The following is a 24,081-nucleotide window of genomic DNA, read 5'->3' as shown; positions in this document are numbered from 1 at the left end:
ATGCCTAACGGTAAAGGTATTCATCTAGAAAGGTACTGGGCGCACCGGGTTCCCTTGTCTTAAGGGATCCTTCAGCGTTGCGCCTTAAGGTTACAGCCACGTTCCACCCAACCAGGGCCATCGCCATGCCGCTTTCCGCTTCGTCCAATTCCTCGATCCACTTTTCCCCCGCCCCACGCCGCATTCTCGTCACGGGGGCCACCGGCTTTCTCGGCGGGGCTGTGACCTTGCGTCTGATGGAGCTGGGACACGTCGAGGGGCTGAGATTCCTGGTCCGCGCCGCCAGCCAGGCGGAAGGGCTGGAGCGTTTGCTGCAGAACCTGCGTGTACACGATATCGATGAACGCGTGGCTGAACGGCTGACGCCCGAGCAGATCCTTTGTGGCGACCTGCTGGATACCCAGTGGATCGAGGCAGCGCTACCGCAATTGACGGCGCTGGACGAGGTCATCAACTGCGCGGCCGTGGCTTCCTTCTCGCGCAATCCGAAGATCTGGCCGGTCAATGTCGACGGCACCTTCGCCCTGGCCCAGGCCTGCGCCCAGTCCAAGCGCCTGAAACGCTTCCTGCACGTCAGCACGGCCATGGCCTGCGGTCCGCAGCGTGAGTCGCCGGTCGCCGAGACCTGGGATTTCCCGGAGCCGGAAGAGCAACTGGTGGACTACACCGCCTCCAAGGCAGCCATCGAGCTGAAGTTGCGCAACGAGCTGCCGCAGCTGCCACTGGTGGTCGCGCGTCCGTCCATCGTGGTAGGGCATCGCCGCTCCGGCTGCAAGGCGTCGGGCAGTATCTTCTGGGTGTTCCGCATGGGCTTCGCCCTGGAGCGCTTCACGTGCGGGCTGGACGAGCAGATCGACGTGATCCCGGTGGACTACTGTGCTGAGGCGCTGGTGGAGCTGGCACTCAAGCCCTCGCTCAACTACAGCCTGTACCACATCTCCGCGGGCCATGCCGGCGCCTGTACCTTCGGCGAAATCGACCAGGCCTATGCCGGTGCCATGGGTGACGCCCCGGTAGGCGAGCGTTATCGCCAGGTGGACAGTGCCGATCTCAAGGAGCTGGCGGCTGATTTCAACGAACGCATCGGCCCGGCCAACCCCCGCCTGGTGCTGCGCGCGCTGAAGCTCTATGGCGGCTTCGCCGACCTGAACTACCTGTTCGACAACCAGCGCCTGCTGGAAGAAGGTATCTCCGCTCCGCCGCGCTTCACCGACTATCTGGATGTCTGCGTGCATTCCTCGCGTGACATCAGCATCCCCATGCAGATGCAGTGGGACTTCAAGTAGCGTTGAGAACGTTCGGTGGTCGTCTTTGCAGCCGACCGCCGAACGGCTACCTGCCCATCAGACGGAATCCTTCTCCGGGGACGTCAGTCGCGAATCCTCGAGTATCTCGCTGACCGAGGCGTAGCCACCGCGGGCATCACGCAGCATGGTGCGCAAGTTGCCTTCGATGGTATTGCAGATGGTACCCATGGTGATCTGGTGCCGGCTGCGCTGGAAGGGACTCTGCAGATCGGTGCCGACCTTTTCCAGCGCCAGGAACATGAAGCCCACCACGGTGGAGGCCAGCGGGGTATACCACTCCAGGCTCTCGACCAGGCCGATGGGCATCAGCACACAGAACAAGAAGATGAACAGCCGGGGAAAATTGACGTAGGGATAGGGCAAGGGCGTATTGGCGATCCGTTCCATCCCGCCCTGCCAGTTCGACATGTCGACGAAGGTGGCTTCCAGGCGCTCCAGGCGAATGCTGTCCAGCCGTCGTGCACGGTATTCCATGGCGATAAGGTTGGCCGAACCACTCAGGATGGCATTGGCGAAGTTGTTGGTTTCCTTGCGCATGGCCCATTCTTCCTTGCCCAGGTAGTTCCTCACTTCCTTGGGCAGGGAATCGCCGCTGAGCTGGCAGGCCAGGCAGCGTACGTAGGCCAGATGGCGCTCGATGAGTACCGTCTTGATGGCGTTGAAACGCTCATCGCCATCGTCGATCAGCGTCAATACCTGGCGACCGAAGCTACGCGAGCTGTTGACCATGCCGCCCCAGAGGGTCCGCGCTTCCCACCAGCGCTGATAGGCGCTGGTGTTGCGAAAGCTGGTCAGCACGATGAGCGCCGAGCCGATCAAGGTGAGCGGAATACTGGGCAACTGGGCCCGGTGGTCGACGAAGATCATGTAGTCGACCGTCACGGCGATGTCCCACAACAACAGCCAGAAGACCGACCAGCCGACGTAGGAAAAGGTTTGCCGAAGGAAGGTCAGTTTGCGTTCGATGAAACCCACGGTGTCAGCCCTTATCGCCAGAAAGAAGGTGCTGGCATACGAACCCCGAGGTCGACGCAGGTTCAGCGCAGGCCCCTGGAACGAGGCTCGCCGCGCATTTCTGGCAAGGCGGCGGACACTTTGGTTTCCAGATGTGAAGCCTTGGCTGACGAGCGCTGGAAACGCGGTCCAACACCAGCTGTAACACCGCTAGTCCGGCAACCAAGGGCCACCGGTTATCGGCGCTTTAAGCGAACGTCCGCGGCCAATGGTGGTCCGACGGTCACCATGCCCTTCCGGAGCACTGCCATGACCGCCTCCCCGCGCGTTCGTCTGGATGTCTGGAGCGATTACGTCTGCCCCTTCTGCTACCTGGCACTGCCCCAATTGGCACGACTGCAAAAGGAGTTCGGCGACCGCCTGGCGATCGAGTGGCACGCCTTCGAATTGCGGCCGGACCCAACCCCCACCCTCGATCCGGCGGGTGACTATCTGCGGCGCACCTGGGACCGGGCCGTCTATCCGCTGGCGGCGGAATTCGGCATGACGCTACGACTGCCGCCGGTGCAACCGCGCAGCCGGCTGGCCTTGGAGGCGGCGGAATTCGCGCGTGAGCATGACCGCTTCGAGCCCTTCCACCTGGCGGTGTTCCAGGCATTCTTCGAGGATGGCCGCGACATCGGCGACCTGGCCGTACTCAGCGAGCTGGCCCGGCGCAGCGGACTCGACGCCCAGGCATTGGAAGCCAGCCTGAGCCGCGGCGACTACACCGACCTGGTCCTGCATGCCGAGGATCGCGCCGAAGCCCTGGGTATCACCGCGGTACCGACCCTGTTGCTGCGACCCGCGGCGGCGCCCATCGAAGCGGCCGAGGCCCTGGACGGCGCCGTACCCTTCGCCCAGTTGGCAGCAGCGGTAAGGGCCCAACTCGAAGCCTAGCGCTGCGCCTTGGGCTCCAACTCGGGAAACAGCACCTCGCTGAAGCCGAAGCGGGCGAAATCCTGGATGCGCGACGGATAGAGACGACCGATCAGGTGATCGTATTCGTGCAGCACCACCCGCGCATGGAAGCCTTCGGCCTCCTGGTCCACCGGTCGCCCCTCACCATCCACACCCAGGTAACGGATGCGCCGCGCGCGGGGCACCTCGCCGCGTAGCCCGGGAATGGACAGGCAACCCTCCCAGCCCAGCTCCTCGGTGGCGTCCAGCACCTCGATGCGCGGATTGATCAGGACTTGCAGAGGCACGGGTGCCGCGTGCGGATAGCGCGCATTGCGCTCGAAGCCGAACACCATGAGCTGCAGGTCTTCGCCGATCTGCGGCGCGGCGAGGCCCACGCCAGAGGCGGCGGCCATGGTCTCGAACATGTCCTGGATCAGCGCCTGCAGCTCAGGCGAGCCCAGGCGTTCGGCCGCAACCGGCGGCGCTACGCGCAGCAGGCGTGGATCACCCATCTTCAAAATGTCGCGAATCATGCGAGGATTCCTCCTTTGGCTGGTCTGCCGGTATCGGCAAGGAGCTTAAACCAGATGTCTTCCCTACTGCTCGCCAGTGCGCTCGGCCTCGGCCTGGGCGCCCCCCTCGCCCAGGCCGAGGACACCGAACTGGCCGCCCGCCTGGACCCGATCCTGGAGCGCGCCATCGCCCAACAACGCATCGTCGGTACCGTGGTCATGGTCGCTCGCCAGGGACGACTGGTGTATCACCGAGCGGCGGGTTTCGCCGATCGGGAAGCGGGACGCACGATGCGAGAGGACCAGTTGTTCCGCTTCGCCTCCCTGACCAAACCCCTGGTGGCCGTCACCGCGTTGCGGCTCGCCGATCAGGGCCGTCTGGACCTGCACGCCCCGGTCAGCCGTTACCTGCCCTACTTCACCACGCGACTGGCCGATGGCACTCCGGCAGTGCCGACCTTGGCGCAATTGCTGAGCCACACCTCCGGTCTGCATTACGGCTTCAGCGAAGAGGCGGACGGCCCCTACCATCGCGCCGGGGTGTCCGACGGACTCGACGGCGCTACCCTGACCCTGGATGAAAATCTGCGCCGCCTGGCCGGGGTCCCGCTGGACTTCCCACCGGGCAGTGCCTGGCGCTATTCCCTCGGGCTGGATGTGCTGGGCGGCGTCCTGCAGGCGGCTACCGGCCTGCCGCTGCCCGAGGTAGTGAGCCGCGAGGTGGCAGCGCCGCTCGGGTTGCACGACCTTTTTTTCCAGGTGACCGATCCCGGGCGTCTCGCCACCGCCTATCGCGACGGCCATCCCCGTCCCGAGCCCATGAGCGAACCCTATCTGCTGCCCATGCCGACGGGTGGCATCCTCTATTCGCCGGCACGGGCCTTCTCGGCGGACGCCTTTCCTTCCGGTGGCGGCGGCATGCAAGGCAGCGCGGGGGACTATCTGATTTTTCTGGAGGGCGTGCGGCAGGGCCTGCTGCTGTCGCCGGCCAGCCAGCGGCTGTTCGTGGAAGACCAGATCCCCGGGCTGCAACGCGACGATGCGCCGGGTTGGGGCTTCAGCCTCGGCGCCGCCGTGCTGCGCGATGCGCAGCTGGCGAAGACTCCGCAGACGCCAGGCACCTTGCGGTGGGGTGGCGTCTACGGCAACGCCTGGTTCATCGATCCCGCCCGCGAGCTGAGCGTGGTGATCCTGACCAATACGGCCATCGCCGGTATGGCCGGCCCCTTCCCCGACGCCATACGTGATGCCGTCTACGCCGACTGACCCGCCTCCAACCGGGCCTGCAGGAGCTGCACTTGCTCCCGCAGCGCGGCGTGTTCGCGCTGCAAGGCCTGGTAGTCGTCGGTGACGGCATCGGTATCGATGTACACCTGCTCGATGAACTGCTTTTCCACCAGGGTACGCGACAGCTTGGCGCGCTCTTCTTCCAGGCTTTCGCGCAGGGTTTCCAGCTCGTGCTTGACCTCCTCGTCCACCGCGGGCGCCGCTACCGCCGCCGGAACCTCGTGCCGCCGCCGCAACTGTGCCAACTCGATACCGAGCTGCTCCACGGTCGCTTTGAGTCCATCGCGCTCGCGGCGCGTCTCGGCCAGTTGATCCTGCAGGCGGTCGTGCTTCAGGGTCATGCGGTGCAGCTGAGTTTCGGCACCCCGCATCTCGCGATTCTGGCTATGCAGGTTGGTCACCAGCTTGTGCGCTCGATCCAATTTGGCCTTGAGATCTTCCAACTTGAATTCGAACTCTTGGCGATTGGAGAGCAGGTCGTCGATATGCGGTTGGTTGGTCTTCTTCCAGTCGGGATAGGCGGCGCCATCGACCTCGTCGAGACGGCCGACCAGATCGAGACTATCCGTCATGGCCTGTCCCAAGGGCCCGACATTCTGTCGTTGGACATTCTCGATCAATCCTGCGGCTACCTGGGCCGGCGCATCGGACGCGGGCACTGTGTTGGCCTCACTGGCCTCCGCGACCACAACCTGGGCAGCACGTGGAAAAAGCCGCTGCCAGAGCAAACTCAAGACCAACGCGATCAGCAGGACGTTGGACGCGGTAACCAGCAGAAAACCCCACTCGACGAAGCGCGAGTCGGCCATGGCGTTTAGCTCAACAGCAAGGCAATGAAGCCGTCACCCAGTCCCGGGAAGGACAGGCTGAAATCGGCGCGCCCGTTGTTCTGTCGCCAGAGACTGTAGAGCTTCTCGAAGGGCTTCTGGACCAGATGGCTGGTACTGAGTACCAGCGGCGTGCCGCCCTTGCCTGCGGAAATCATCCCACTGAGATCAGCCAGGAAGGCCGCGGCATTTTCATAGATCTCCCGACTCAAGGTGGCACTGGCGATAGCGGAATGAATGACCGCAGGCGAAAATCCGGCGAGCGATCCACCCAGGATACAGGCCGCATTGAGATCCAGCAGACACACCGCTTCCAACGCCTTGCTCTGCGGATGACTGTAGATACCGATCAGGTAAGGCAAGCTGAGGCGGTCCACGGGAATGGGCGCCATGGGCTCGATATGACAGACGATCGACGACAGCCCCAGGAGCTTGTTGATGACCTGCGGATCGGGATTGAAGCGTACCGGTACCGACAGGCTTTCCCGTCCCGAAGATTCGATGGCCTTCTCGGCACTGGCGCCGTCCTGCAGCACCGTGAGCACCGCCTGCTGCAGGGTTTCCTGGGCGAAGGGCTTGGTGACGACGAAAGAAGCACCATTGCGATAAGCCTCCTCGACATGGCGCGCCGAGGATTCGGTAGTGACGAAGCCAACGTGGATATCGGTACCGAAGCTTTGGCGAATCGCCTGGAGCAATTCAAGGCCCGTCATGCCAGGCATATGCCAGTCAGTCAGCACCAGGTTGGGCGTCCAGGTTTGCAACAATGTCAGGGCTTCTTCTCCCGTAGAAGCCAAACGTAGCTCGGCATCCTTGTAGCCGGTATTCGCGAGGATGCGCTTGATGATGGTCTGCACCGCCTTGCTATCGTCTACCACGAGGAACTTCATGACCCTTCCTTGCTTTGAGAACCCGTTATCCCCGCGGCGAGCATACGCCACGGAAGCCAACTTGAGCCGACGGCACTTAGCCACTAGTCGCCAGAAGGCTGCCTTTTGGCGATATCAGGTCATCGGTTGGCGGAACTCTATCTTCAATCAGCAAAAACGGCAGCTCCAACACGGTACAGAACAGTCCCAGCAGCTCTAACTCGACGCTTTTCACCTGCTATCCGCTTCGATCCGCGAGATCAAGCCCTCCAGGACCAACGTACGCACCTGGGGTGCCAATGCCCCGACGGGAACAGAGCATGCTCCCGTGCCGGGCGCCTACACTACGGCGCCGTTTGGACCTTGCGCAATTCAGTCCGGTTTGCGAACGAGCTGGACCTCCGCCATCAAGGCATCACGCTCCTGACGGATCTGGCTCAGGGTGGTCTGGGTCCGAGTCAATTCTTCCTGCAGACGCTGGGCGTGGGCTTCGGAGGCGCGCAGCTCGCGATTCTGGGCACGCAGCCCGGTTACCACCTTATGGGCGCGAGCGAGCTTCGCGACCATATTGTCGACCTTGAGCTCCAAGGCTTCGCGATGCGACAGCAACTCCACGACATAGGGATCGTCGCTCTTCTTCCAGGCGGGATAGTTTTCGTCGTAAACCTCTTCTGGACCTTCGTCGAAGAGGTCGAGGTTCCGTTTCGCAGCAGGACGGCTGGGTGGTGGCTCCTGCTGGACATCGGCAGGCGCGCTGTCAACTACCTCCGGGACGGCAGGGGCCGGGCCTTCGCTATCGTGTTCGACCTTGGGCGCGGCGTCGCTGGGGAAATAGCGCTGCCAGAGGAGAAACACGACCAGGGCGATCAGCAATATGTTGCACAGGGTAATCAGGAAGAATCCCCAATCCATCAGCCGTGCATGATCCATCTGCTGCTCCGTTCGCTACACCGGGAACGCCGACTGGTGGGTCTTGAACTCAATCTCAAGACCTTGCCCCAGTGGCTGGCCGGCACCTTTCAGCGGGATAGGATCCACGCCGGACGCTCAGCCCGAAAGAAAGTGATTTGAATACAATTCATCACCTTAGATCATCTCCAGCAGCCAAGCGGCGGATTTGCGGGGACGATTCGCCTGTGCTGAGCGTGAACGAGGGCTTTTTCAGCGGAGGGCGCTGGGCGGGACGGCGTCAACCCGGCGCGACAGCGGCTGCGGGCGACCCGCCACAGCCGCTCGCTAGCGTACGGGGCGGTGATGGGTACCGAAGAAGGCAGCAGGAAAATGCAAGAGGGAGATAGCGCAGCTGAAGCGTTGGTCTGCGGCTCGCCGCAGACCAACGCTCGATCGGGGCGTATTACGCCAGGCTCTTGCTCACCACCTCATAGACATCGCTGGACAGTTCGCCACTGGCCAGGATGCGCTCCAGCTCGGCCCGCATCAGCGCCTGACGCTCCGGCGTGTACTTCTTCCAGCGCGTCAGGGGCGTGAGCAGGCGCGAGGCGATCTGCGGATTGAGGCGGTTGAGGGTGATGATCTGGTCGGCCAGGAAGCGATAGCCGCTGCCGTCCTCGGCATGGAAGTTGACGAGGTTGGCGTTGGCGAAGGCGCCGATCAGGGCCCGTACCTTGTTGGGGTTCTTCAGGGTGAAGACCGGATTTTCCATCAGCGCCTGAACCCGCGCGAGGCCGCCGGGTAGCGGGCTGGACGCCTGGACGCTGAGCCAGGTGTCCATGACCAGCGGATCGGCCTTGAACTCTTCGAAGAAGCGCGCCAGGACGTCGGCCTTCTCCTGTTCGAAGCCGGAGTTGACCAGGGCGCTCAGGGCGGCCAGGCGCTCGGTCATGTTGTCGGCGTTATCGAATTGCTCCAGGGCGGCGTCCCGGGCCTCCGGTTCTTCCGACAGCATCAGATAGCCGAGCGCGGCATTCTGCAGGCTGCGGCGGGCGATATGGTCGGCGCTGGCCTGGTAAGGCGTGGCGCGGGACTCCTCGCGGGCACGGCGATAGCGCTGCCAGAGCACGTCACGCAGGGCCTCGGCGATGGCACGGCGCGCCTGGCGGCGGGCGCCGTGGATGGCACTCGGATCGGCCTGTTCGGCCAGTTCCACCAGATAGGCCTCGGCCGGCAGCGAGAGCATCTCGGCAACCATGGCCGGATCGAGGGACTCGTCCGCGGCGACGGTGCGTAGGGCTTCCACCAGGCGGGTATCCAGCGGCTGGCCGGCGAGCCTGTCCTGCAGCACCTGCACGGCCAGTTGCTGACCGGCATCCCAGCGGTTGAAGCCGTCGCTGTCGTGCTGCATGAGGAAGGTCAGCTGCTCGCGGCTGTAGGGGAAGCTGAGCTTGACCGGTGCGGAGAAGCCGCGCAGCAGCGAGGGCAGCGGCCGCTCGGGCACGTCGACGAAGGTAAAGGTCTGCTCGGCCTGGGTGACCGACAGGACCCGGTCGGTGCCCTGGGCCGCGCCCTCGCCTGCCAGGCGCAGCGGCAGCTCGCGCCCCTGGCCATCCAGCAGGCCCAGCTGGACCGGGATGACGAAGGGTTCCTTGGTCGGCTGGCTCGGCGTGGGCGGGCAGCTCTGGCGGAAGGTCAGGCTATAGGTCTTGGCCGCGGCGTCATAGCTGTCGCTGACCGCCAGGCGCGGGGTGCCGGATTGGCTGTACCAGCGCTTGAACTGGCTGAAGTCGGCGCCGTTGGCGTCTTCCAGGGCCTTGACGAAGTCGTCGCAGGTGACCGCCTGGCCATCATGGCGCTCGAAGTAGAGATCGGTGCCCTTGCGGAAGCCGTCCGGGCCCAGCAGGGTGTGCAGCATGCGCACCACCTCGGCGCCCTTCTCGTACACCGTCAGGGTGTAGAAGTTGGAGATCTCGATGAAGTGGTCCGGGCGCACCGGGTGAGCCATGGGGCCGGCATCCTCGGCGAACTGGTTGGTGCGCAGGAAGGCCACGTCCTCGATACGCTTGACCGTCGGCGAGTTCATGTCCGAGCTGAAGCCGGCGTCGCGGAACACGGTGAAGCCTTCCTTGAGCGACAGCTGGAACCAGTCGCGGCAGGTCACGCGGTTACCCGACCAGTTATGGAAGTATTCGTGGGCGACGATGGCCTCGACGCGCTGGTGGGCGGCGTCGGTGGCGGTGCGCGGGCTGGCCAGCACGGCGCTGGAGTTGAAGATGTTGAGGCCCTTGTTCTCCATGGCGCCCATGTTGAAGTCGTTCACCGCGACGATCATGAAGATGTCCAGATCGTATTCGCGGCCGTAGACCTCCTCGTCCCAGCGCATGGACTTCTTCAGGCTGTCCATGGCGTGTTGCAGCTTGCCGATGTTTTCCGGTTCGACGTAGATGCGCAGGGCCACGTCGCGGCCGCTGCCGGTGCGATAGCTGTCTTCCACGCACCAGAGGTCACCGGCGACCAGGGCGAACAGGTAGGCCGGCTTGGGGAAGGGATCTTCCCAGGTGGCCCAGTGGCGGCCGCCCTCGGCATCGCCGCTGGCCACCGGGTTGCCGTTGGAGAGCAGGATCGGGTACTTGGCCTTGTCGGCTTCCACCGTGGTGGTGAAGACGCTCATCACGTCCGGCCGGTCCAGGTAGTAGGTGATCTTGCGGAAGCCCTCGGCCTCGCACTGGGTGCAGAACATCTTGCCGGACACGTACAGCCCTTCGAGGGCGGTATTGCTTTCCGGATGGATGCGCACCGAGGTCTTGAGCACGAAGGCGTCGCCCTGCGGGTGCACGGTCAGGCTGCCGGCCTCGACCTGGTAGTCGCCGGCCGCCAGGGCCTGGTCATCGAGGGCCACCGCCAGCAGTTCCAGTTCCTCGCCATGCAGCACCAGGGGCGGCAAGCCAGTGCCCCGCGCTGGATTGCGCTGCAAGCGCAATTCGGCGTGCACCAGGGTCTGGTCATCGTGCAGCTCGAATCTCAGCCGAGTTTCCTCGATGAGGTACTCGGGCGCCTGGTAGTCCTTTAGGTAGATGGTCTGGGGCTGGTCGGTGCGCATGGCTTACGTCCTTACATCTCTGCTGCGGAGGCGGACACGGCCAGTTGGTAGGCCGTGTACTTGCGAATGTTGATCACGCCGGTGTCGAACATCAGGTATTGACCCTTGATGCCCAAGAGCGTGCCTTCCACTACGGGGGTCTTTTCCAGATCCTGGCTGACCACCTTGGTGGGATAGACCGTGACCGGATAATGAATCTCGATGGGTGCCATGTCGACCACCGGCTGGATCGCCTGCAGGCCGAAGCGGCCCTGGAGGTCGTCGAGTCCCTGGGCGCAGGCGTCGAATATGCGCTCGCGCACCGCCACCAGATCCTCCGGTGCGGCCACCCCCTTGAGCATGGAGCGCCAGTTGGTGCGGTCGCCCACCTGGCTGCGCAGCAGGTCTTCCACCAGGCCGGACTGCTGGCGGGTGGCGACCCTGAGGATCGGCAGCGCCTGGTAGGCGCCCTGGTCGATCCAGCGAGTGGGCAGCTGGGTGGCGCGGGTGATGCCCACCTTGAGGCCCGAGGAGTTGGCCAGGTAGACCACGTGGGGCACCATGCAATGGGCCTCGCCCCACTCCGGCTCGCGGCAGGTGCCGTGTTCGTAGTGGCACTTCTCGGGGCTGACGATGCAGCTGTCGCACTGGGCCAGGGCGGTGAAGCAGGGATAGCAGTAGCCCTGGCTGAAGCTCTTGCGGGTCTTGCGGCCGCAGTGGGTGCAATGGATGGCGCCCAGGTATTCGAGCCGCACGTGGCGCCCGATCAGCGGATTGACCGGCACCTCGCGGTCATCGAGACGGAAGGCGTAGTTCACGGGGTCGGCCAGGGTCACGGCCATCTTGCGCAGGGCGCCACGGCCCAGTTCGGTCATCACGGTGATGTTTCTCGATTCTTTAAAATGCGCGAGGTGCCTCTTCGCTGAGCGAAGGGCACCTCGTCGGGCAACGCGCGGACGATCAGTGAATGGCGTCGGACTTGAACAGGATGTTCTCGATGGGCACCGACTTGGAGGCGCACTCCTGCGGACCCATGTAGCCGGTCCGCTGGTCCTCGGGCAGGTGTTTGGCCTCGTAGGCGATCACCGCCTGCAGGCACAGCTCCACCTGGTCGCGGCTCAACTTGCGGCCATCCGGCCATTTGCCGATTTCCACGGCCAGCTTGAGGCCCTCGTAGATATCGGGGGTGATGTTTTCCAGCATCTGGGCGAAGGACGTCGACATGGGTCGCTCCGGACTCTAGGGAAGGACCAGTTTACCGGGCTACCGGCGGCGGCGCATCCTGCGTGGCTCAATGGTGGTAATAGGTGGACTAGCGCGGTAGCGAAGCGGATCGCGGCCATGGGCCGCTCCTACAGTTGCTTCCGTAGGAGCGGCCCATGGCCGCGATAGGACGACGTGTAGCCTCAGGAGCATTCACATTGGCAACCGACCTCAGCGCTCGGCGAACTCCAGGATCATGTTGCCGCAGTATTCAGGCGCCACCTGCAGGCAGCCGTTCTGTTCCCTGCCTTCGATACCACTGGCGCTCAGCACTTCGCGCACCCGCGCCAGGCTGGCCACCGCTACGCGGATGGCGATGGCATGGGGCCGCTCGGCCCGCGCTTGCGGCAGGCCGACCGCGCCGTACTCGGCGGCGGTCTGCTCCGGCGTGAGAGCCCGCAGGAGGCCGCAGCCGCTGTCGGCCTGGACCTGTCCGGCGACCTGGCCGACCGCATCCTCTCCGTAGATCAACCGCCAGCGGGCGGCGAGGCGCTCGGGCTCGGTTGCCACATAGGCCAGGGCGTCGATGCCCAGGGCGCCGTTGGGATGCTGCTGCCAGCCGGGTACCCAGATGAGTTCCGGGCGGTGCTGGTGGCAGATGAAGTTGGATACGTCCGGCAACTGGTCATCGAGGAAGAGGCCGAGGGAGACCACCGCCTCGCCGGGACTGCCATCGGGCAGGCGCATGGCGCGGCGGAAATCGATGCGGCCCTGGCTGGCGAGGCCACGGGCGACCAGCTCGGCATGGTCGCCGTCGCAATCGGTGCTGTGCAGCGCCACCAGGGACACGCCCTCCTCTCGCGCGAGGAATTCACCCAGGCGCCGGCCAAAGCAGAAGCCGTCCACCGCGCCGGTGCCGAACTTGGCGGGATCGGCCACGCCGATCAGCTCGATGAAGTTGCTGGGAAACATCATCAGGCTGGTGACGGTGCCCCAGGGGTGGTAGCTGACGGGCGAAGGGGCGAAGCCCAGGCGCTGATAATTGGCCAGAGCAGCGGCATGGTCCCGCACGCTGACCAGGGGATGATCGATACCGAAGCGTCGTTGAGCTAGTGCCATTACATTTCCTCCGTTTCTTGCAACGCACCCAGCGCCGCGGGGACAGGTCCCAGGTCGCGCGCCGGGACGCCGCCCACCACCCGCCCTGGAGGCACGGGTCGGGTCACCACGGCGCCAGCCGCCACCAGGGCACCGGCACCCACCTCGATATTGCCCAGCACCGTGGCTCCGGCGCAGATCAGGGCGCCCCGGCGAATCTTCGGATGACGATCTCCGCTTTCGTTGAGGGTGCTGCCCAGGGTGACGCCGTGCCAGAGGCTCACCTCGTCTTCCACCACGGCCGTCTCGCCGATCACCAGGCCCAGGCCGTGATCGACGAACAGGCCCTTGCCCAATTGGGCTGCCGGATGCAGATCCAGGCCCCAGGCGGTGGCGCTCCAGTTTTGCAGCAGCACCGCCGCGTGGCGCTCGCCGACCAGCCAGAGTCGGTGCGCCAGGCGTTGGGTCTGGACGGCGAGGAAGCCGCGGAATTCGAGGAAGCCGCAGAGTTCGTCCGGGCAGGCGGGATTGATCCGTGCCAGGCGCTCGAGATCGGCGCTCGCCGCGGCGAGGATGTCCGGATCCAGCAGTTCGGCGAACCAGCCCTGCAGCTCGACACCCGCAGCGGGTTGCGCCAACCCCTGGGCCAGGCGATCCGCCAGGGCGGCGGCGAAGCAGTCGTGGCGCAATACCCGGGTTTCGAGATAGCCGGCCAGTCGCGGCGTACGCGCCGCCTGCTCTTGTGCCTGCTGGTACAGCCGTGTCCACAGTGCCGTCATAGACTCCGCTCCCTAAGTGCCGTGGCGTTCTAGCCCAAGTATGGTGTGCCGTTAAAGGCCAACCAATAAGGAATCACGGCGCCTGTGTTGCGCCAGACGCAACGCAGCTGAACCCTGAGCGGCTGGCATCATCAGAAATGGAGTCAACAGCGGATCCGTCATGCCTGCCCATCACGCCCTCACCCTCGCCAATGTCGAACTCTGGCTGCTCGCCGAAAAAGCCATCTACTGGCCGGCGCGCCAGGCGCTGCTGGTGGCGGATATCCACTTCGGCAAGGCAGCGGCCTTTCGCGCCCTGGGCCAGCCAGTGCCCCATGGCACCACGGCAGGCAATATCGCGCGCCTGGATGGCTTGCTGGAGCGCTACGACTGTCGCGAGATCATCTTCCTCGGCGACTTCCTCCATGCCCCCGAATCCCGCGCGCCCCTGACGCTGGATACCCTGGAGCGCTGGCGCGAGCGCCAGTCTCGCCTGCGCATGCTGCTGATCCGCGGCAACCATGATAGACGCGCTGGCGATCCGCCGGCGGCGCTGGGCATCGACGTGGTTGGTGAGCCGCTGGAGCTGGACGGCCTGTCGCTGCAACACGAGCCCGATCCCCATCCGCGCCTGCCGGTACTGGCCGGGCATATCCATCCGGCGTTTCGCCTGCAGGGTCGCGGACGCCAGGCGTTGCGCCTGCCCTGCTTCTGCCTGGAGAACGAAGAGGTGCTGATCCTGCCGGCCTTCGGCGACTTCACCGGTGGGCACCTGTTGGCGCCGGACCCGGCGCGCAAGATCTTTGTGGTGGGGGATGGCGGCATCTGGCCCCTGCGCTAGGGCCAGATACCGCAAGGATTAGCCTTCTTCGGTGATCCCGGTGATGGTGATCCCGTGGCGTTCCAGCAGGGCTACGGTGGGCTCGTCGTAGTCCCGCGGTACTTCGCTGTCGTCGTACTCTTCCAGGGCATCGTCACGGACGATCTGGGCGACGCGCTCCATGTCGGGTTTCTGGTCGGCTTCGATGGAAACCACCGAGGTGTTGCCATCAGTGTTGCTGTAGGCAATCTTCCACTTCGACATCTCAACGCTCCTCTCGAAAAAAGGCTATCGAGGGGTTAGACGGCGAGATGCCAGGGAATTCGCCCTAGCGCGGACGAAAGACGATATCGAGCACCCCCGCCAGGGCCCCATCGGCGCAACCGGCCTCGGCCAGGGCCTCATGGGCCTGGCGCAGATGGCTCTGCAATTGGCGCTGGGCATGCTCGCGACCGAGCAGGCTGACCAGGGTGGACTTGTCGCCGTCCTTGCCAGCGTCCTTGCCCAGGCCCTTGCCGTCGTCCAGATCGTCGAGCAGTTGGAAGGCCAGGCCCAGCTGGCAAGCAAAGACGTGGAAGGCCTCGCGCTGCTGGGCAGTGGTCACCAGAGTGGCGCCGGCCATGCCCAGGGCGGCGGAGAACAGCGCGCCGGTCTTGAGCTGGTTGGTCAGGGCGATGGCATCGGCCGGACGTGCCTGGCGACCGCCGTGCAGGTCGTGATACTGGCCGCAGACCAGGCCCGCGGTGCCGACCGCATCGGCCAATTGGCAGACCATCAGGGTACGGGTTTCTGCGGGTACGCCCTCCAGCCCGGCGACCAGGCGCAGGGCGTGGCTGAGCAGCGCCACCGCGGCTAGCATGGCGATGTCCTCGCCGTACTGGACGTGCAGCGTGGGACGGCCGCGGCGCAGGCGGGCGTTGTCCATGCAGGGCATGTCATCGAGGAACAGCGACGCCGCATGCACCATTTCCACCGCGCAGCCCAGATCCAGGACGGCCTCATCCGGCTGCCCGAGGTCCTCGGCGGCCAGGATCATCAACAGCGGACGCAGCCGTTTGCCGGGGGCGAGGACGCCATCGCGAATGGCGGCGGCGACCGGATCGTCGCCGGCCGGTAACAGCTCTGCCAGACGCTCGTCGATACGGGTACGCTGCCACTGCAGCGAGGCGGCAAAATTGTCTGTCGCGTTCGGCACTAATACGGTCGCCATCAGTCGAGATACTCCAGGTGAGGGACCGACGAACGGTCAAACCTCGGTGGATTAGGTTCTTCGCATAGCGAACCCGCAGTCCCCTACCAGACCACAACGACCGACGAAAGGTCACTCAGGGCGGATTCAAGAAGATATGGTGGATTGGGAACTGGCAAGTCGCAAGAACGACCATCTGGACATCGTGCTGGATCCCCACAAGGCGCGCAGCGCCATCACCACGGGTTTCGATGCCTATCGCTTCAACCATTGCGCCCTGCCCGAACTGAATCTGGATCAGATCGATCTGAGCAGCCGGTTGTTCGATCGCCCTTTGGCGGCGCCCCTGCTAATCAGCTCCATGACCGGCGGTCCAGAGCGGGCCGCGCTGATCAATCGCCACCTCGCCGAGGCGGCCCAGGCCCTGGGAATCGCCCTGGCCGTTGGCTCCCAGCGCATCGCGCTGCAACAAGGCGGCGATCAGGGCTTGACCGGCGAATTGCGCCGGCTGGCCCCGGACATACCCTTGCTGGCCAACTTCGGCGCCGCGCAACTGGTGGCCGGCTATGGGCTCGACGAAGCCCGCCGCGCCGTGGAGATGATCGAGGCGGATGCCCTCATCGTGCACCTCAATCCCTTGCAGGAAGCCGTGCAGGCCGGCGGTGACCGCCAATGGCAGGGCATCCTGGCAGCCCTGGAAAACCTGGTTACACATCTCGCCGTGCCGATCGTCGTCAAGGAGGTGGGCGCGGGCCTTTCGGGCCGGGTCGCCCGCCAATTGGCCGATGTCGGCGTGGCCGTGCTCGACGTGGCCGGTGCCGGTGGTACCAGTTGGGCCGCGGTGGAAGCCGAGCGTGCCCGCGACGATGGGCAGCGCGCCATCGCCCGCGCCTTCGCCGACTGGGGCATTCCCACCGCCGAAAGCCTGCGCCAGGTACGTGCGGCCTGCCCGCAGGCGACGGTGATCGCCTCGGGCGGCATCCGCGATGGCATCGACGTGGCCAAGGCCATCCGTCTTGGTGCCGACCTCGCCGGGCAGGCCGCCGCCGCCCTCCCGGGCGCGACCCAGTCGAGCGAGGCGGTGATCGCGCATTTTCGCGTGGTGATCGAGCAACTGCGCATCGCCTGCTTCTGCACCGGCTCGGCCGATCTCGCCCAGCTACGCCAGGCCGAGCTGCTGGACGCTGCGGCGCCCCAGTGCCCATAGTGGCCGATACCCGACCGGACGCCGCCATGCATGTCGCCCTGATCTCGCCACCGCTGCCGAGCCACCTGTCTACCCACATGGTCCTGGGTGAGGCCCTGGTCGCGCTGGGCCACCGGGTTACGCTGCTGCACCAGGCGGATGTCGGTGATAGACCCCGGCCGGCCGGCATCGACTTCCAGGCCATAGGCGCGGATAGCCATCCGCGCGGCAGCCTGGCGCCACTACTGGCCCGCACCGCCAGCCGCCAACCCTGGGCGGTGTTCGGGGTGATCGGCGACATGGCGCGCAATACCGAGCTGTTTTGCCGCGAAGGCCCGGCCGCGCTGCGCGACCTGGGCGTCGACTGCCTGATCGCCGACCAGATGGAGCCCGCCGGTGGCCTGCTCGGCGAGCACCTCGGCCTGCCCTATGCGTCCCTGGCCTGCGCCGTGCCGATGAATCGCGAGCCCCATCTGCCCTTGCCCACCCTGCCCTTCGCCTATCCCAGCACCGAGCGGGACCGGCAGATCGTCCAGGGCGCGACCCAGGTGTTCGACCTGATGATGCGTGCCCAGGGCAAGGTCATCCAGCGCCACGCCCAGGCCTTCGGCCTCGGCGACCGGCGGACACTGGATGATTGTTTCTCGCCCCTTCTGCAACTGAGCCAGTGCCTGCCAGGTTTCGATTTCCCGCGGCGTGCGCCGCCGCCGAATTTCCATGAGGTCGGCCCCCTGCGCTCGCCCCAGGTCCAGCAGCAGCGGTTGACGCTGGACATCGATCCGCACCGGCCCTTCGTCTTCGCCTCCTTCGGCACCCTACAGGGCGGACGCCTGCCGCTGTTCCGCCGCATCGCCCAGGCCTGTCGCCAATTGAACGTGCAGGTGCTGATCGCCCACTGCGGTCGCCTCGATGCCAATGCCGAGCGTCGCCTGCTGGACGACGGCGCGACCTGGGTCACCGATTTCGCCCCCCAGGAAGCCGCCATCGCCCGCGCCGACGCCGTCATCACCCACGGCGGCTTCAACACCGTGCTGGACGCCCTGGCGGCCGGCAAACCCATGCTGGCACTGCCCATGGTGTTCGACCAACCCGGCATCGCCCGCCGCCTGGAGCGGGTGGGCGCCGGCCTCTGCCTGGCGCCGCGGCTGGCCAGCCGGGCACGAATCACCCAGGCACTCGGCGCGGTGCTGGCCGACCCCGATTATCGTCGGGCCGCCGAACGCTTCGTGCCCATCGCCGCAGCTGCCGGTGGCGTCGCTGCGGCGGCGCACCTGGTGGATGGCCTGACGCAGCGAGGACTGGATCGTGCGTCCTGACCTGCTGATCGTCGGCGGCGGCCTGGCCGGCGGCTTGCTCGCCCTGCGCCTGGCCGAGACCCGTCCGGAAGTGGACTGGCGACTGGTGGAAGCCGAGCCACGCTTGGGCGGCAACCATACCTGGTCGTTCCACCAGCCGGACCTGACGCCGGCGCAACATGCCTGGATCGCGCCGCTGGTCGCCCATCGCTGGCCCGGCTACGAGGTGCGTTTCCCCCATCGCCGACGCCACCTCGGCAGTGGCTATGCCAGCATCAGTGCCGAGCGTTTCGACGAGGTCCTGCGCACGCGGCTGCCGGCCGAGCGCCTGCTGCTGGGGCGCGCGGTGGCACGCCTGGAAGACGACGGCGTGGTCTTCGCCGATGGCTCCGCCTTGCAGGCCAGCGTCGTGATCGATGCGCGCGGGCCGCGCAGCGACCCGGCGCTCTGGCTGGGCTACCAGAAATTCCTCGGCCAGGAGGTGCGGGTGACGCGGCCCCATGGCCTGGCCGAACCCATCGTGATGGACGCCACGGTCAACCAGCTGGATGGCTATCGCTTCGTCTACAGCCTGCCCCTGGCGCCGGATCGGCTGCTCATCGAAGACACCTACTACGCCGACGGCGAGAGCCTGCCAGTCGAGCGCCTGCGCCAACACCTCCGTGACTACGCCGATCACCAAGGCTGGGAAATCGCCGAGGTGCTGCGCGAAGAACAGGGCGTCTTGCCCATCACCCTCGGCGGCGACCTCGAACACTATTGGCGCAACGTCGAGGCCGGCGCCCCCATAGGGCTGGCAGCGGGGCTGTTCCATCCCACCACCGGCTATTCGCTGCCCGAAGCGGTGCAACTGGCCGAACACCTGGCCGCCCAAGCCTTCACCTCGACCGAGGCGCTACGCCACAGCCTGCACGCCTATGCGCGGCGACGCTGGCAGCGCCAGGGCTTCTTCCGCCTGCTCAATCGCATGCTGTTCCTGGCCGGCCGTCCCGAGCATCGGGTGCGCGTCATGCAACGCTTCTACGGCCTCGCCGAACCGCTGATCCAGCGCTTCTACGCCGGCCGCCTCACCGCCTTCGATCGGCTGCGCATCCTTTCCGGCAAACCGCCGGTACCGCTGAAACCAGCGCTGGATGCCGCCCTGGCTCGTCCTCCTCAGTTCAAGGAAGCACCATGACCCAAGGTAACGCGCCCAAGCGGGCCATCGTCATCGGCGCTGGCTTTGGCGGTATCGCCCTGGCGATTCGCCTGCAGTCGGCCGGCATCGCCACCACCCTCATCGAGGGCCGCGACAAGCCCGGCGGCCGTGCCTACGTCTATCACGACGCCGGCTTCACCTTCGACGCCGGCCCCACCGTCATCACCGACCCTTCGGCGCTGGAAGAATTGTTCGCCCTCAGCGGTCGGCGGATGAGCGACTACGTCGAGTTGCTGCCGGTCAGTCCCTTCTATCAACTGTGCTGGGAAGACGGCACCCGCTTCGACTACGTCAACGACCAGGCCCGGCTGGACGAACAGATCCGCGCCCTGGAACCGGACGACGTGGCCGGCTACCAGCGCTTCCTGGCCTATTCCCAGGCGGTTTTCGAAGAAGGCTATCTCCGCCTCGGCGCCAAGCCGTTCCTCAAGGTCGGCGACATGCTCGCCGCCGCGCCCAAGCTCGCCCAGCTCACCGCCTGGCGCAGTGTCTATACCCAGGTCTCGGGTTTCGTGAAGAACGAAAAACTGCGCCAGGCCCTGTCGTTCCACACTCTACTGGTGGGCGGCAACCCCTTCGCCACCTCGTCGATCTACGCCCTGATCCACGCGCTGGAGCGCAAGTGGGGCGTCTGGTTCGCCAAGGGGGGTACCCATGCGCTGGTACAGGGGCTGCTCAAGCTGTTCGCCGACCTGGGCGGCGAGCTGCGGCTGAACGCGCCGGTGGAACGCATCCTTACCGAGGGCAATCGCGCCACCGGTGTCTGCCTGGCCGATGGCAGCCAGCTCGCGGCCGATCTGGTGGCTTCCAACGCCGACGTGGTGCACACCTATCGCAAGCTGCTCGGCCATCACACCCATGGCGTGGTCGAGGGCAATCGCCTCAAGCGCAAGAGACACAGCATGTCGCTGTTCGTCATCCACTTCGGCCTGAGCCAGCCGCCGGTGGGTCTCGAGCACCACATGGTCTGCTTCGGCCAGCGCTATCGCGGCCTGATCGACGAACTGTTCAAGGGCCCGGGCGTGCCGGACGACTTCTCGCTCTACCTGCACTCGCCCTGCGTCACCGATCCGTCGCTGGCACCGCCCGGGCACAGCTCCCACTACGTGCTGGCGCCGGTGCCGCACCTGGGCAATGCCGACGTCGACTGGGGCGTGGAGGGCCCGCTCCTGAGAGACAAGATCTTCGCCTACCTGGAAGAGCGCTACATGCCCGGTCTGAGGGCCAACCTGGTCACCTCGCGCATCTTCACCCCGGCCGATTTCCGCCAGGAACTCAATGCCCATGTCGGCTCGGCCTTCTCCCTGGAGCCCATCCTTACCCAGAGCGCCTGGTTCCGGCCGCACAATCGCGATAGTGTCATTCCCAACCTCTACCTGGTCGGCGCGGGCACCCATCCCGGGGCCGGCGTTCCGGGCGTGGTGGGGTCGGCCAAGGCCACCGCCAGCGTCATCCTCGAGGAGCACGGCCAGCCATGACCGCCACGAACGACGTCGTCGACCACGCCGAACAGAGCATCGCCGTCGGCTCCAAGAGCTTTGCCGCCGCCGCCAAGCTGTTCGCCCCCGAGACCCGCGAGAGCGCGGTGCTGCTCTATGCCTGGTGCCGCCATTGCGACGACGTCATCGACGGCCAGGAACTGGGCCATGGCCAGGTCGACGGCGACCGTAGCGCCGGCCAGGCACGGCTGGCCGAGCTGGAACGCCTGACCCGGGCCGCCTACACCGACGAGCCCCTGAGCGACCCGGCCTTCGCCGCCTTCCAGCGCGTGGTCAAGCGCCACGGCATCCCCCTGGCGTTGCCGCTGGACCATCTGGCCGGCTTTCGCATGGACGTGGAAGAGCGGGTCTATGTGGAGCTGGAAGACACCCTGGAGTATTGCTACCACGTCGCCGGGGTGGTGGGCGTGATGATGGCGCGCATCATGGGCGCGGAAGACGAGGAAACCCTGGATCGCGCCTGCGACCTGGGCCTGGCCTTCCAACTCACCAACATCGCCCGCGACATCGTCGAGGACGCCCGCATCGGCCGCATCTACCTGCCCCGGCAGTGGCTCGACGAACTCGGCGTGCCGGCTGCCGAGCTGGCGGAACCCCAGCACCGCGCGGCCGTGGCGCAACTGGCCGAGCGCCTGGTGCGCCTCGCCGAGCCCTACTACGACTCGGCGCGCCAGGGCATCGCCGCCCTCCCCCTGCGCTCGGCCTGGGCCATCGCCACCGCCCGCGGCGTCTATCGCGAGATTGGCGTACACGTACTGCAACTGGGCGCCCACGCCTGGGACCAGCGGGTCAGCACCAGCACCGCCGACAAGCTGCGGCTGGTCTGTCGCGGCGCAGCCCGCGCCATGCTCTCCCGGCACCAGCGCAACGAGCCGCGCCCGACCGAACTCTGGACCCGACCGCGCCGCTGACGTCGGCCGTCTCGCGGCGGTCACATTTGTGCGCACCTTGGGGGTGCACGCCAGCAAACTTTTATGCGATAAACGGGTCGGATTAAAGCGACCCCACGCGGGACGCGGATGGATGGATGCCTGAGCCAGAGGGCCGCATCCGGTAGTCAGCCTAAGAGTATGGGATTTGCACATGCACAAGACGGAAATGGCTGTTTCGCACGCTAGCTTCGCTGCCTCCTCTTCAGTACTTGCCCTTGGCCTTTCCGGTAACGCGCAGTCCGGCTACAAACCCGAATTCTTCAACGCCACCCAGTGGCGCACCCTGGTCGCCCTGTGCGTCCACCTGCAGGCCGACAGCGAGCAGGCCGATACCCGCTTGCCCGAATTCATCGACCGCCACATGCTCACCCCCTATGCCCACGGCGATCGCTCCAACATCGTCGATCCCTTCGACGAGCAGGCCCAGGTCCAGCAGGGCGCCAACCTGCGCGATCTGCTGCGCGACGGCCTGGCCGTGGTGGATGCCTATTGCCTGGACCGCCTGGGCGTCGGCTTCGCCGAGCTGGCCGCGGGTGAACAGGCCGAGGTGGTGAGCGCCGCCGCTGCGGGCAGCCTGAATCCGCCGGCCAAGGAATTCATCGACCTGCTGCGCAACGAAAGCGAGCGCAGCCAGTACGCCCATTCGCTGTTCGCCGCCTACGACACTCCCGCCGTCGCCTGATCCTTCGGTAGCGCCTCTACGGAGGCGCGCCCTCCTCTCTACTACTCCTGCACCGGCTCACGGGCCTTGCGTTCGCGCGAGGAATCCAAGGCGCCGCCGTGAATCTCGCGCAGCTGTCGCTTGAGTCTCTGGGTGGAAGGCGCCAGCAGAAAGCCGAACGATACACAGCCCTCGCGCCCATCGACCGCGTGATGCATGCGGTGCGCCTGATAGAGCCGCTTGAGATAGCCGCTGCGGGGCACGTAGCGGAACGGCCAGCGCTGATGCACCAGGCCGTCGTGGGCGATGAAGTACAGCAAGCCATAGAGCGTCATGCCCGCGCCTATCCATTCCAGGCGCCAATAGCCGGCGTTGCCCAGGGCGATCAGCAGGATCGCCAGGCCAGCGAAGACGACGGCGTAGAGATCGTTCTTCTCGAACCAGCCCGTGCGCGACCGATGGTGCGACTCATGCCAGCCCCAGCCCCAGCCGTGCATGATGTACTTGTGCGACCACCAGGCGAAGCCCTCCATGCCCGCCACGGTCGCCAGCACGATTCCCGCATTGATCAGTAGCTCCAACGTTACCTCCGCGGGCGCTCGGTCAGGATGTCGCCGCCGGTTCGGTCAAGGTGCCGGCGGTGGCGCCCAGCAGAGGCGAATCCACCGGCAGGTGGACTTGCAGGATACCCGGACGCACCTCGAATCTCACCCGGTCACGCTTGACCGGTTCACCGTCGAGATTCATGTCCAGCCCCTCAGCCGCTTCCAGCTCGACCCAGGGCAGGCGCGCCCGAATGAACATCTCCTCGGTGCTGAACCCCTTGCTGAGAAATTCCCCGAGGGTGCCGAGTACATCCTGGGACGCCGGCAGGATGCCGACGTCGAGCAGGCCATCGTTGACCAGGGCGGTGGGACAGAGCACATGGCCGCCGCCGGCCTGGCGGCCATTGCCGATACCCAGGGCGAGGAATTCGCCTTCCCATTCGAAACCCGGACCGCGGAAGCGGCCATTGGCCGAATGCACCTCGGCAAAGCGGGTCAGGCCGGTGAGCAGATAGGCCGCGCCGCCCAGCAGGCGCTTGAGTTCACCCGGCGTGTTGGCGGTCACCTGGGAGCCGAAGCCGCCGGTTGCCATGTTGAGGAACAGCTGGCCGTCGGCGGCGACCAGATCGATGGCGCTGGTCGGCCCATCGAGCAAGGCCAGGGCGGCGGCCGGCTCCACCGGTACGCCAGCCGCACGGGCGAAATCGTTGGCGGTGCCGAGCGGCAACAGGCCGAGGCGCGCCTGAGAGTGATTCTGGGCCATGGCTTCGGCGACCGCGCGCAGGGTGCCATCGCCACCCGCCGCAACCAGGGTTCCATAGCCTTCCCGGGTGGCCTGCTCGACGAAACGGGCCGCATCCTCTTCTTCCCAGGTCACCCGCACGTCGATGCGATGACCGGCCTCGCGCCGTTCGAGGATCGCGGAGCGGACCTCTTCGTTACCGGTTTCCTTGCCATTGAGGATGACCAGGGCTGCGTCAGCCAGGGTGCCTGTAGTCGTCATGATCGTCGTCCAAGGTTGGCTTT

Annotated in this window: 24 protein-coding genes; 10 read left to right on the top strand and 14 right to left on the bottom strand. The window is 65.9% G+C overall.

The window, feature by feature from the left end:
- The first annotated feature begins 125 nt into the window (after nucleotides 1-125).
- A complete protein-coding gene (gene cprA / locus CCZ28_RS01350) occupies nucleotides 126-1,286 on the top strand; it encodes a cationic peptide resistance protein CprA (RefSeq protein ID WP_205894627.1) in 1,161 nt (386 codons plus the stop codon).
- Between the two features lie 57 nt (nucleotides 1,287-1,343).
- Here cprA and CCZ28_RS01345 read toward each other — a convergent pair whose 3' ends face one another.
- Nucleotides 1,344-2,282 carry a bestrophin family protein gene (locus CCZ28_RS01345; RefSeq protein WP_140215271.1) on the bottom strand — a complete coding sequence of 313 codons (939 nt, stop codon included), beginning with the start codon at nucleotides 2,280-2,282 and terminating at the stop codon, nucleotides 1,344-1,346.
- 288 nt (nucleotides 2,283-2,570) lie between these two features.
- On the opposite strand from CCZ28_RS01345, the gene CCZ28_RS01340 reads away from it, so the two are divergent.
- A complete protein-coding gene (locus CCZ28_RS01340; protein ID WP_140215270.1) occupies nucleotides 2,571-3,200 on the top strand; it encodes a DsbA family oxidoreductase in 630 nt (209 codons plus the stop codon).
- Here the strand turns inward: CCZ28_RS01340 and def are convergent.
- Nucleotides 3,197-3,736, bottom strand: coding sequence for a peptide deformylase (gene def, locus CCZ28_RS01335; RefSeq protein ID WP_140215268.1), 540 nt, complete (start codon nucleotides 3,734-3,736; stop codon nucleotides 3,197-3,199). The two genes, CCZ28_RS01340 and def, sit on opposite strands and share 4 nt — an antisense overlap.
- Before the next feature lie 54 nt (nucleotides 3,737-3,790).
- Here def and CCZ28_RS01330 point away from each other — a divergent pair, with 54 nt between their 5' ends.
- Complete coding sequence (locus CCZ28_RS01330) at nucleotides 3,791-4,981, top strand: serine hydrolase domain-containing protein (protein WP_140215266.1); 1,191 nt, start codon at nucleotides 3,791-3,793, stop codon at nucleotides 4,979-4,981.
- Here the strand turns inward: CCZ28_RS01330 and CCZ28_RS01325 are convergent.
- The 8 genes from CCZ28_RS01325 to CCZ28_RS01290 form a co-directional block, all read right to left on the bottom strand.
- Nucleotides 4,969-5,811 (bottom strand): hypothetical protein, encoded by an 843-nt coding sequence (locus CCZ28_RS01325; RefSeq protein WP_140215264.1) that lies wholly within the window; start codon nucleotides 5,809-5,811, stop codon nucleotides 4,969-4,971. The two genes, CCZ28_RS01330 and CCZ28_RS01325, sit on opposite strands and share 13 nt — an antisense overlap.
- 5 nt (nucleotides 5,812-5,816) lie before the next feature.
- On the bottom strand, nucleotides 5,817-6,719 hold the full coding sequence (locus tag CCZ28_RS01320) for a response regulator (protein WP_140215262.1): 903 nt from the start codon (nucleotides 6,717-6,719) through the stop codon (nucleotides 5,817-5,819).
- A gap of 351 nt (nucleotides 6,720-7,070) precedes the next feature.
- Nucleotides 7,071-7,628, bottom strand: coding sequence for a hypothetical protein (locus CCZ28_RS01315; protein WP_140215260.1), 558 nt, complete (start codon nucleotides 7,626-7,628; stop codon nucleotides 7,071-7,073).
- A 424-nt stretch (nucleotides 7,629-8,052) separates the two neighbouring features.
- The gene (pepN, locus tag CCZ28_RS01310; RefSeq protein WP_140215258.1) at nucleotides 8,053-10,692 is read right to left on the bottom strand and encodes an aminopeptidase N; all 2,640 of its coding nucleotides are present in this window, start codon (nucleotides 10,690-10,692) and stop codon (nucleotides 8,053-8,055) included.
- Between the two features lie 11 nt (nucleotides 10,693-10,703).
- Nucleotides 10,704-11,546: a DUF2797 domain-containing protein gene (locus CCZ28_RS01305; protein ID WP_140221255.1), complete on the bottom strand. Its 843-nt coding sequence runs from the start codon at nucleotides 11,544-11,546 to the stop codon at nucleotides 10,704-10,706.
- A gap of 85 nt (nucleotides 11,547-11,631) precedes the next feature.
- A complete protein-coding gene (locus CCZ28_RS01300; protein ID WP_007162881.1) occupies nucleotides 11,632-11,895 on the bottom strand; it encodes a YeaC family protein in 264 nt (87 codons plus the stop codon).
- 210 nt (nucleotides 11,896-12,105) lie between these two features.
- Complete coding sequence (locus CCZ28_RS01295) at nucleotides 12,106-12,993, bottom strand: VOC family protein (protein ID WP_140215257.1); 888 nt, start codon at nucleotides 12,991-12,993, stop codon at nucleotides 12,106-12,108.
- Entirely contained in the window at nucleotides 12,993-13,751 is a 759-nt protein-coding gene (locus tag CCZ28_RS01290) for a serine O-acetyltransferase (protein WP_140215255.1), read from the bottom strand. Before CCZ28_RS01290 ends, CCZ28_RS01295 begins: the two co-directional genes overlap by 1 nt.
- Before the next feature lie 160 nt (nucleotides 13,752-13,911).
- Between CCZ28_RS01290 and pdeM the strand changes: the two genes are divergently transcribed.
- On the top strand, nucleotides 13,912-14,571 hold the full coding sequence (gene pdeM, locus CCZ28_RS01285) for a ligase-associated DNA damage response endonuclease PdeM (RefSeq protein WP_140215253.1): 660 nt from the start codon (nucleotides 13,912-13,914) through the stop codon (nucleotides 14,569-14,571).
- 18 nt (nucleotides 14,572-14,589) lie between these two features.
- Here pdeM and CCZ28_RS01280 read toward each other — a convergent pair whose 3' ends face one another.
- Nucleotides 14,590-14,814, bottom strand: a complete 225-nt coding sequence (locus tag CCZ28_RS01280) for a hypothetical protein (protein ID WP_058761015.1) — start codon at nucleotides 14,812-14,814, stop codon at nucleotides 14,590-14,592.
- A 64-nt stretch (nucleotides 14,815-14,878) separates the two neighbouring features.
- Nucleotides 14,879-15,760 (bottom strand): polyprenyl synthetase family protein, encoded by an 882-nt coding sequence (locus CCZ28_RS01275; protein WP_140215251.1) that lies wholly within the window; start codon nucleotides 15,758-15,760, stop codon nucleotides 14,879-14,881.
- A 136-nt stretch (nucleotides 15,761-15,896) separates the two neighbouring features.
- Here CCZ28_RS01275 and fni point away from each other — a divergent pair, with 136 nt between their 5' ends.
- From fni to CCZ28_RS01245, 6 genes are all read left to right on the top strand, one after another.
- The gene (gene fni, locus CCZ28_RS01270) at nucleotides 15,897-16,946 is read left to right on the top strand and encodes a type 2 isopentenyl-diphosphate Delta-isomerase (RefSeq protein WP_140215249.1); all 1,050 of its coding nucleotides are present in this window, start codon (nucleotides 15,897-15,899) and stop codon (nucleotides 16,944-16,946) included.
- A 26-nt stretch (nucleotides 16,947-16,972) separates the two neighbouring features.
- Complete coding sequence (locus CCZ28_RS01265; RefSeq protein WP_240795212.1) at nucleotides 16,973-18,241, top strand: glycosyltransferase; 1,269 nt, start codon at nucleotides 16,973-16,975, stop codon at nucleotides 18,239-18,241.
- Entirely contained in the window at nucleotides 18,231-19,397 is a 1,167-nt protein-coding gene (gene crtY / locus CCZ28_RS01260) for a lycopene beta-cyclase CrtY (protein WP_205894626.1), read from the top strand. Before CCZ28_RS01265 ends, crtY begins: the two co-directional genes overlap by 11 nt.
- On the top strand, nucleotides 19,394-20,896 hold the full coding sequence (locus tag CCZ28_RS01255; protein ID WP_140215243.1) for a phytoene desaturase: 1,503 nt from the start codon (nucleotides 19,394-19,396) through the stop codon (nucleotides 20,894-20,896). Before crtY ends, CCZ28_RS01255 begins: the two co-directional genes overlap by 4 nt.
- Nucleotides 20,893-21,828 (top strand): phytoene/squalene synthase family protein, encoded by a 936-nt coding sequence (locus CCZ28_RS01250; RefSeq protein ID WP_140215241.1) that lies wholly within the window; start codon nucleotides 20,893-20,895, stop codon nucleotides 21,826-21,828. The genes CCZ28_RS01255 and CCZ28_RS01250 overlap by 4 nt, the downstream gene beginning before the upstream one ends.
- Before the next feature lie 172 nt (nucleotides 21,829-22,000).
- Nucleotides 22,001-22,531 carry a gluconate 2-dehydrogenase subunit 3 family protein gene (locus CCZ28_RS01245; protein ID WP_140215239.1) on the top strand — a complete coding sequence of 177 codons (531 nt, stop codon included), beginning with the start codon at nucleotides 22,001-22,003 and terminating at the stop codon, nucleotides 22,529-22,531.
- Nucleotides 22,532-22,572: 41 nt separating this feature from the next.
- On the opposite strand, the gene CCZ28_RS01240 is transcribed toward CCZ28_RS01245, so the two are convergent.
- Both CCZ28_RS01240 and yegS read right to left on the bottom strand, forming a co-directional pair.
- Nucleotides 22,573-23,091 (bottom strand): sterol desaturase family protein, encoded by a 519-nt coding sequence (locus tag CCZ28_RS01240; protein WP_140215237.1) that lies wholly within the window; start codon nucleotides 23,089-23,091, stop codon nucleotides 22,573-22,575.
- 22 nt (nucleotides 23,092-23,113) lie between these two features.
- Entirely contained in the window at nucleotides 23,114-24,058 is a 945-nt protein-coding gene (yegS, locus tag CCZ28_RS01235) for a lipid kinase YegS (protein WP_140215236.1), read from the bottom strand.
- Nucleotides 24,059-24,081: the final 23 nt, after the last annotated feature.

Source organism: Pseudomonas oryzihabitans, from assembly GCF_006384975.1.
Lineage (GTDB): Bacteria > Pseudomonadota > Gammaproteobacteria > Pseudomonadales > Pseudomonadaceae > Chryseomonas > Chryseomonas psychrotolerans_B.
This window is presented reverse-complemented; position numbering and strand designations above follow the sequence as displayed.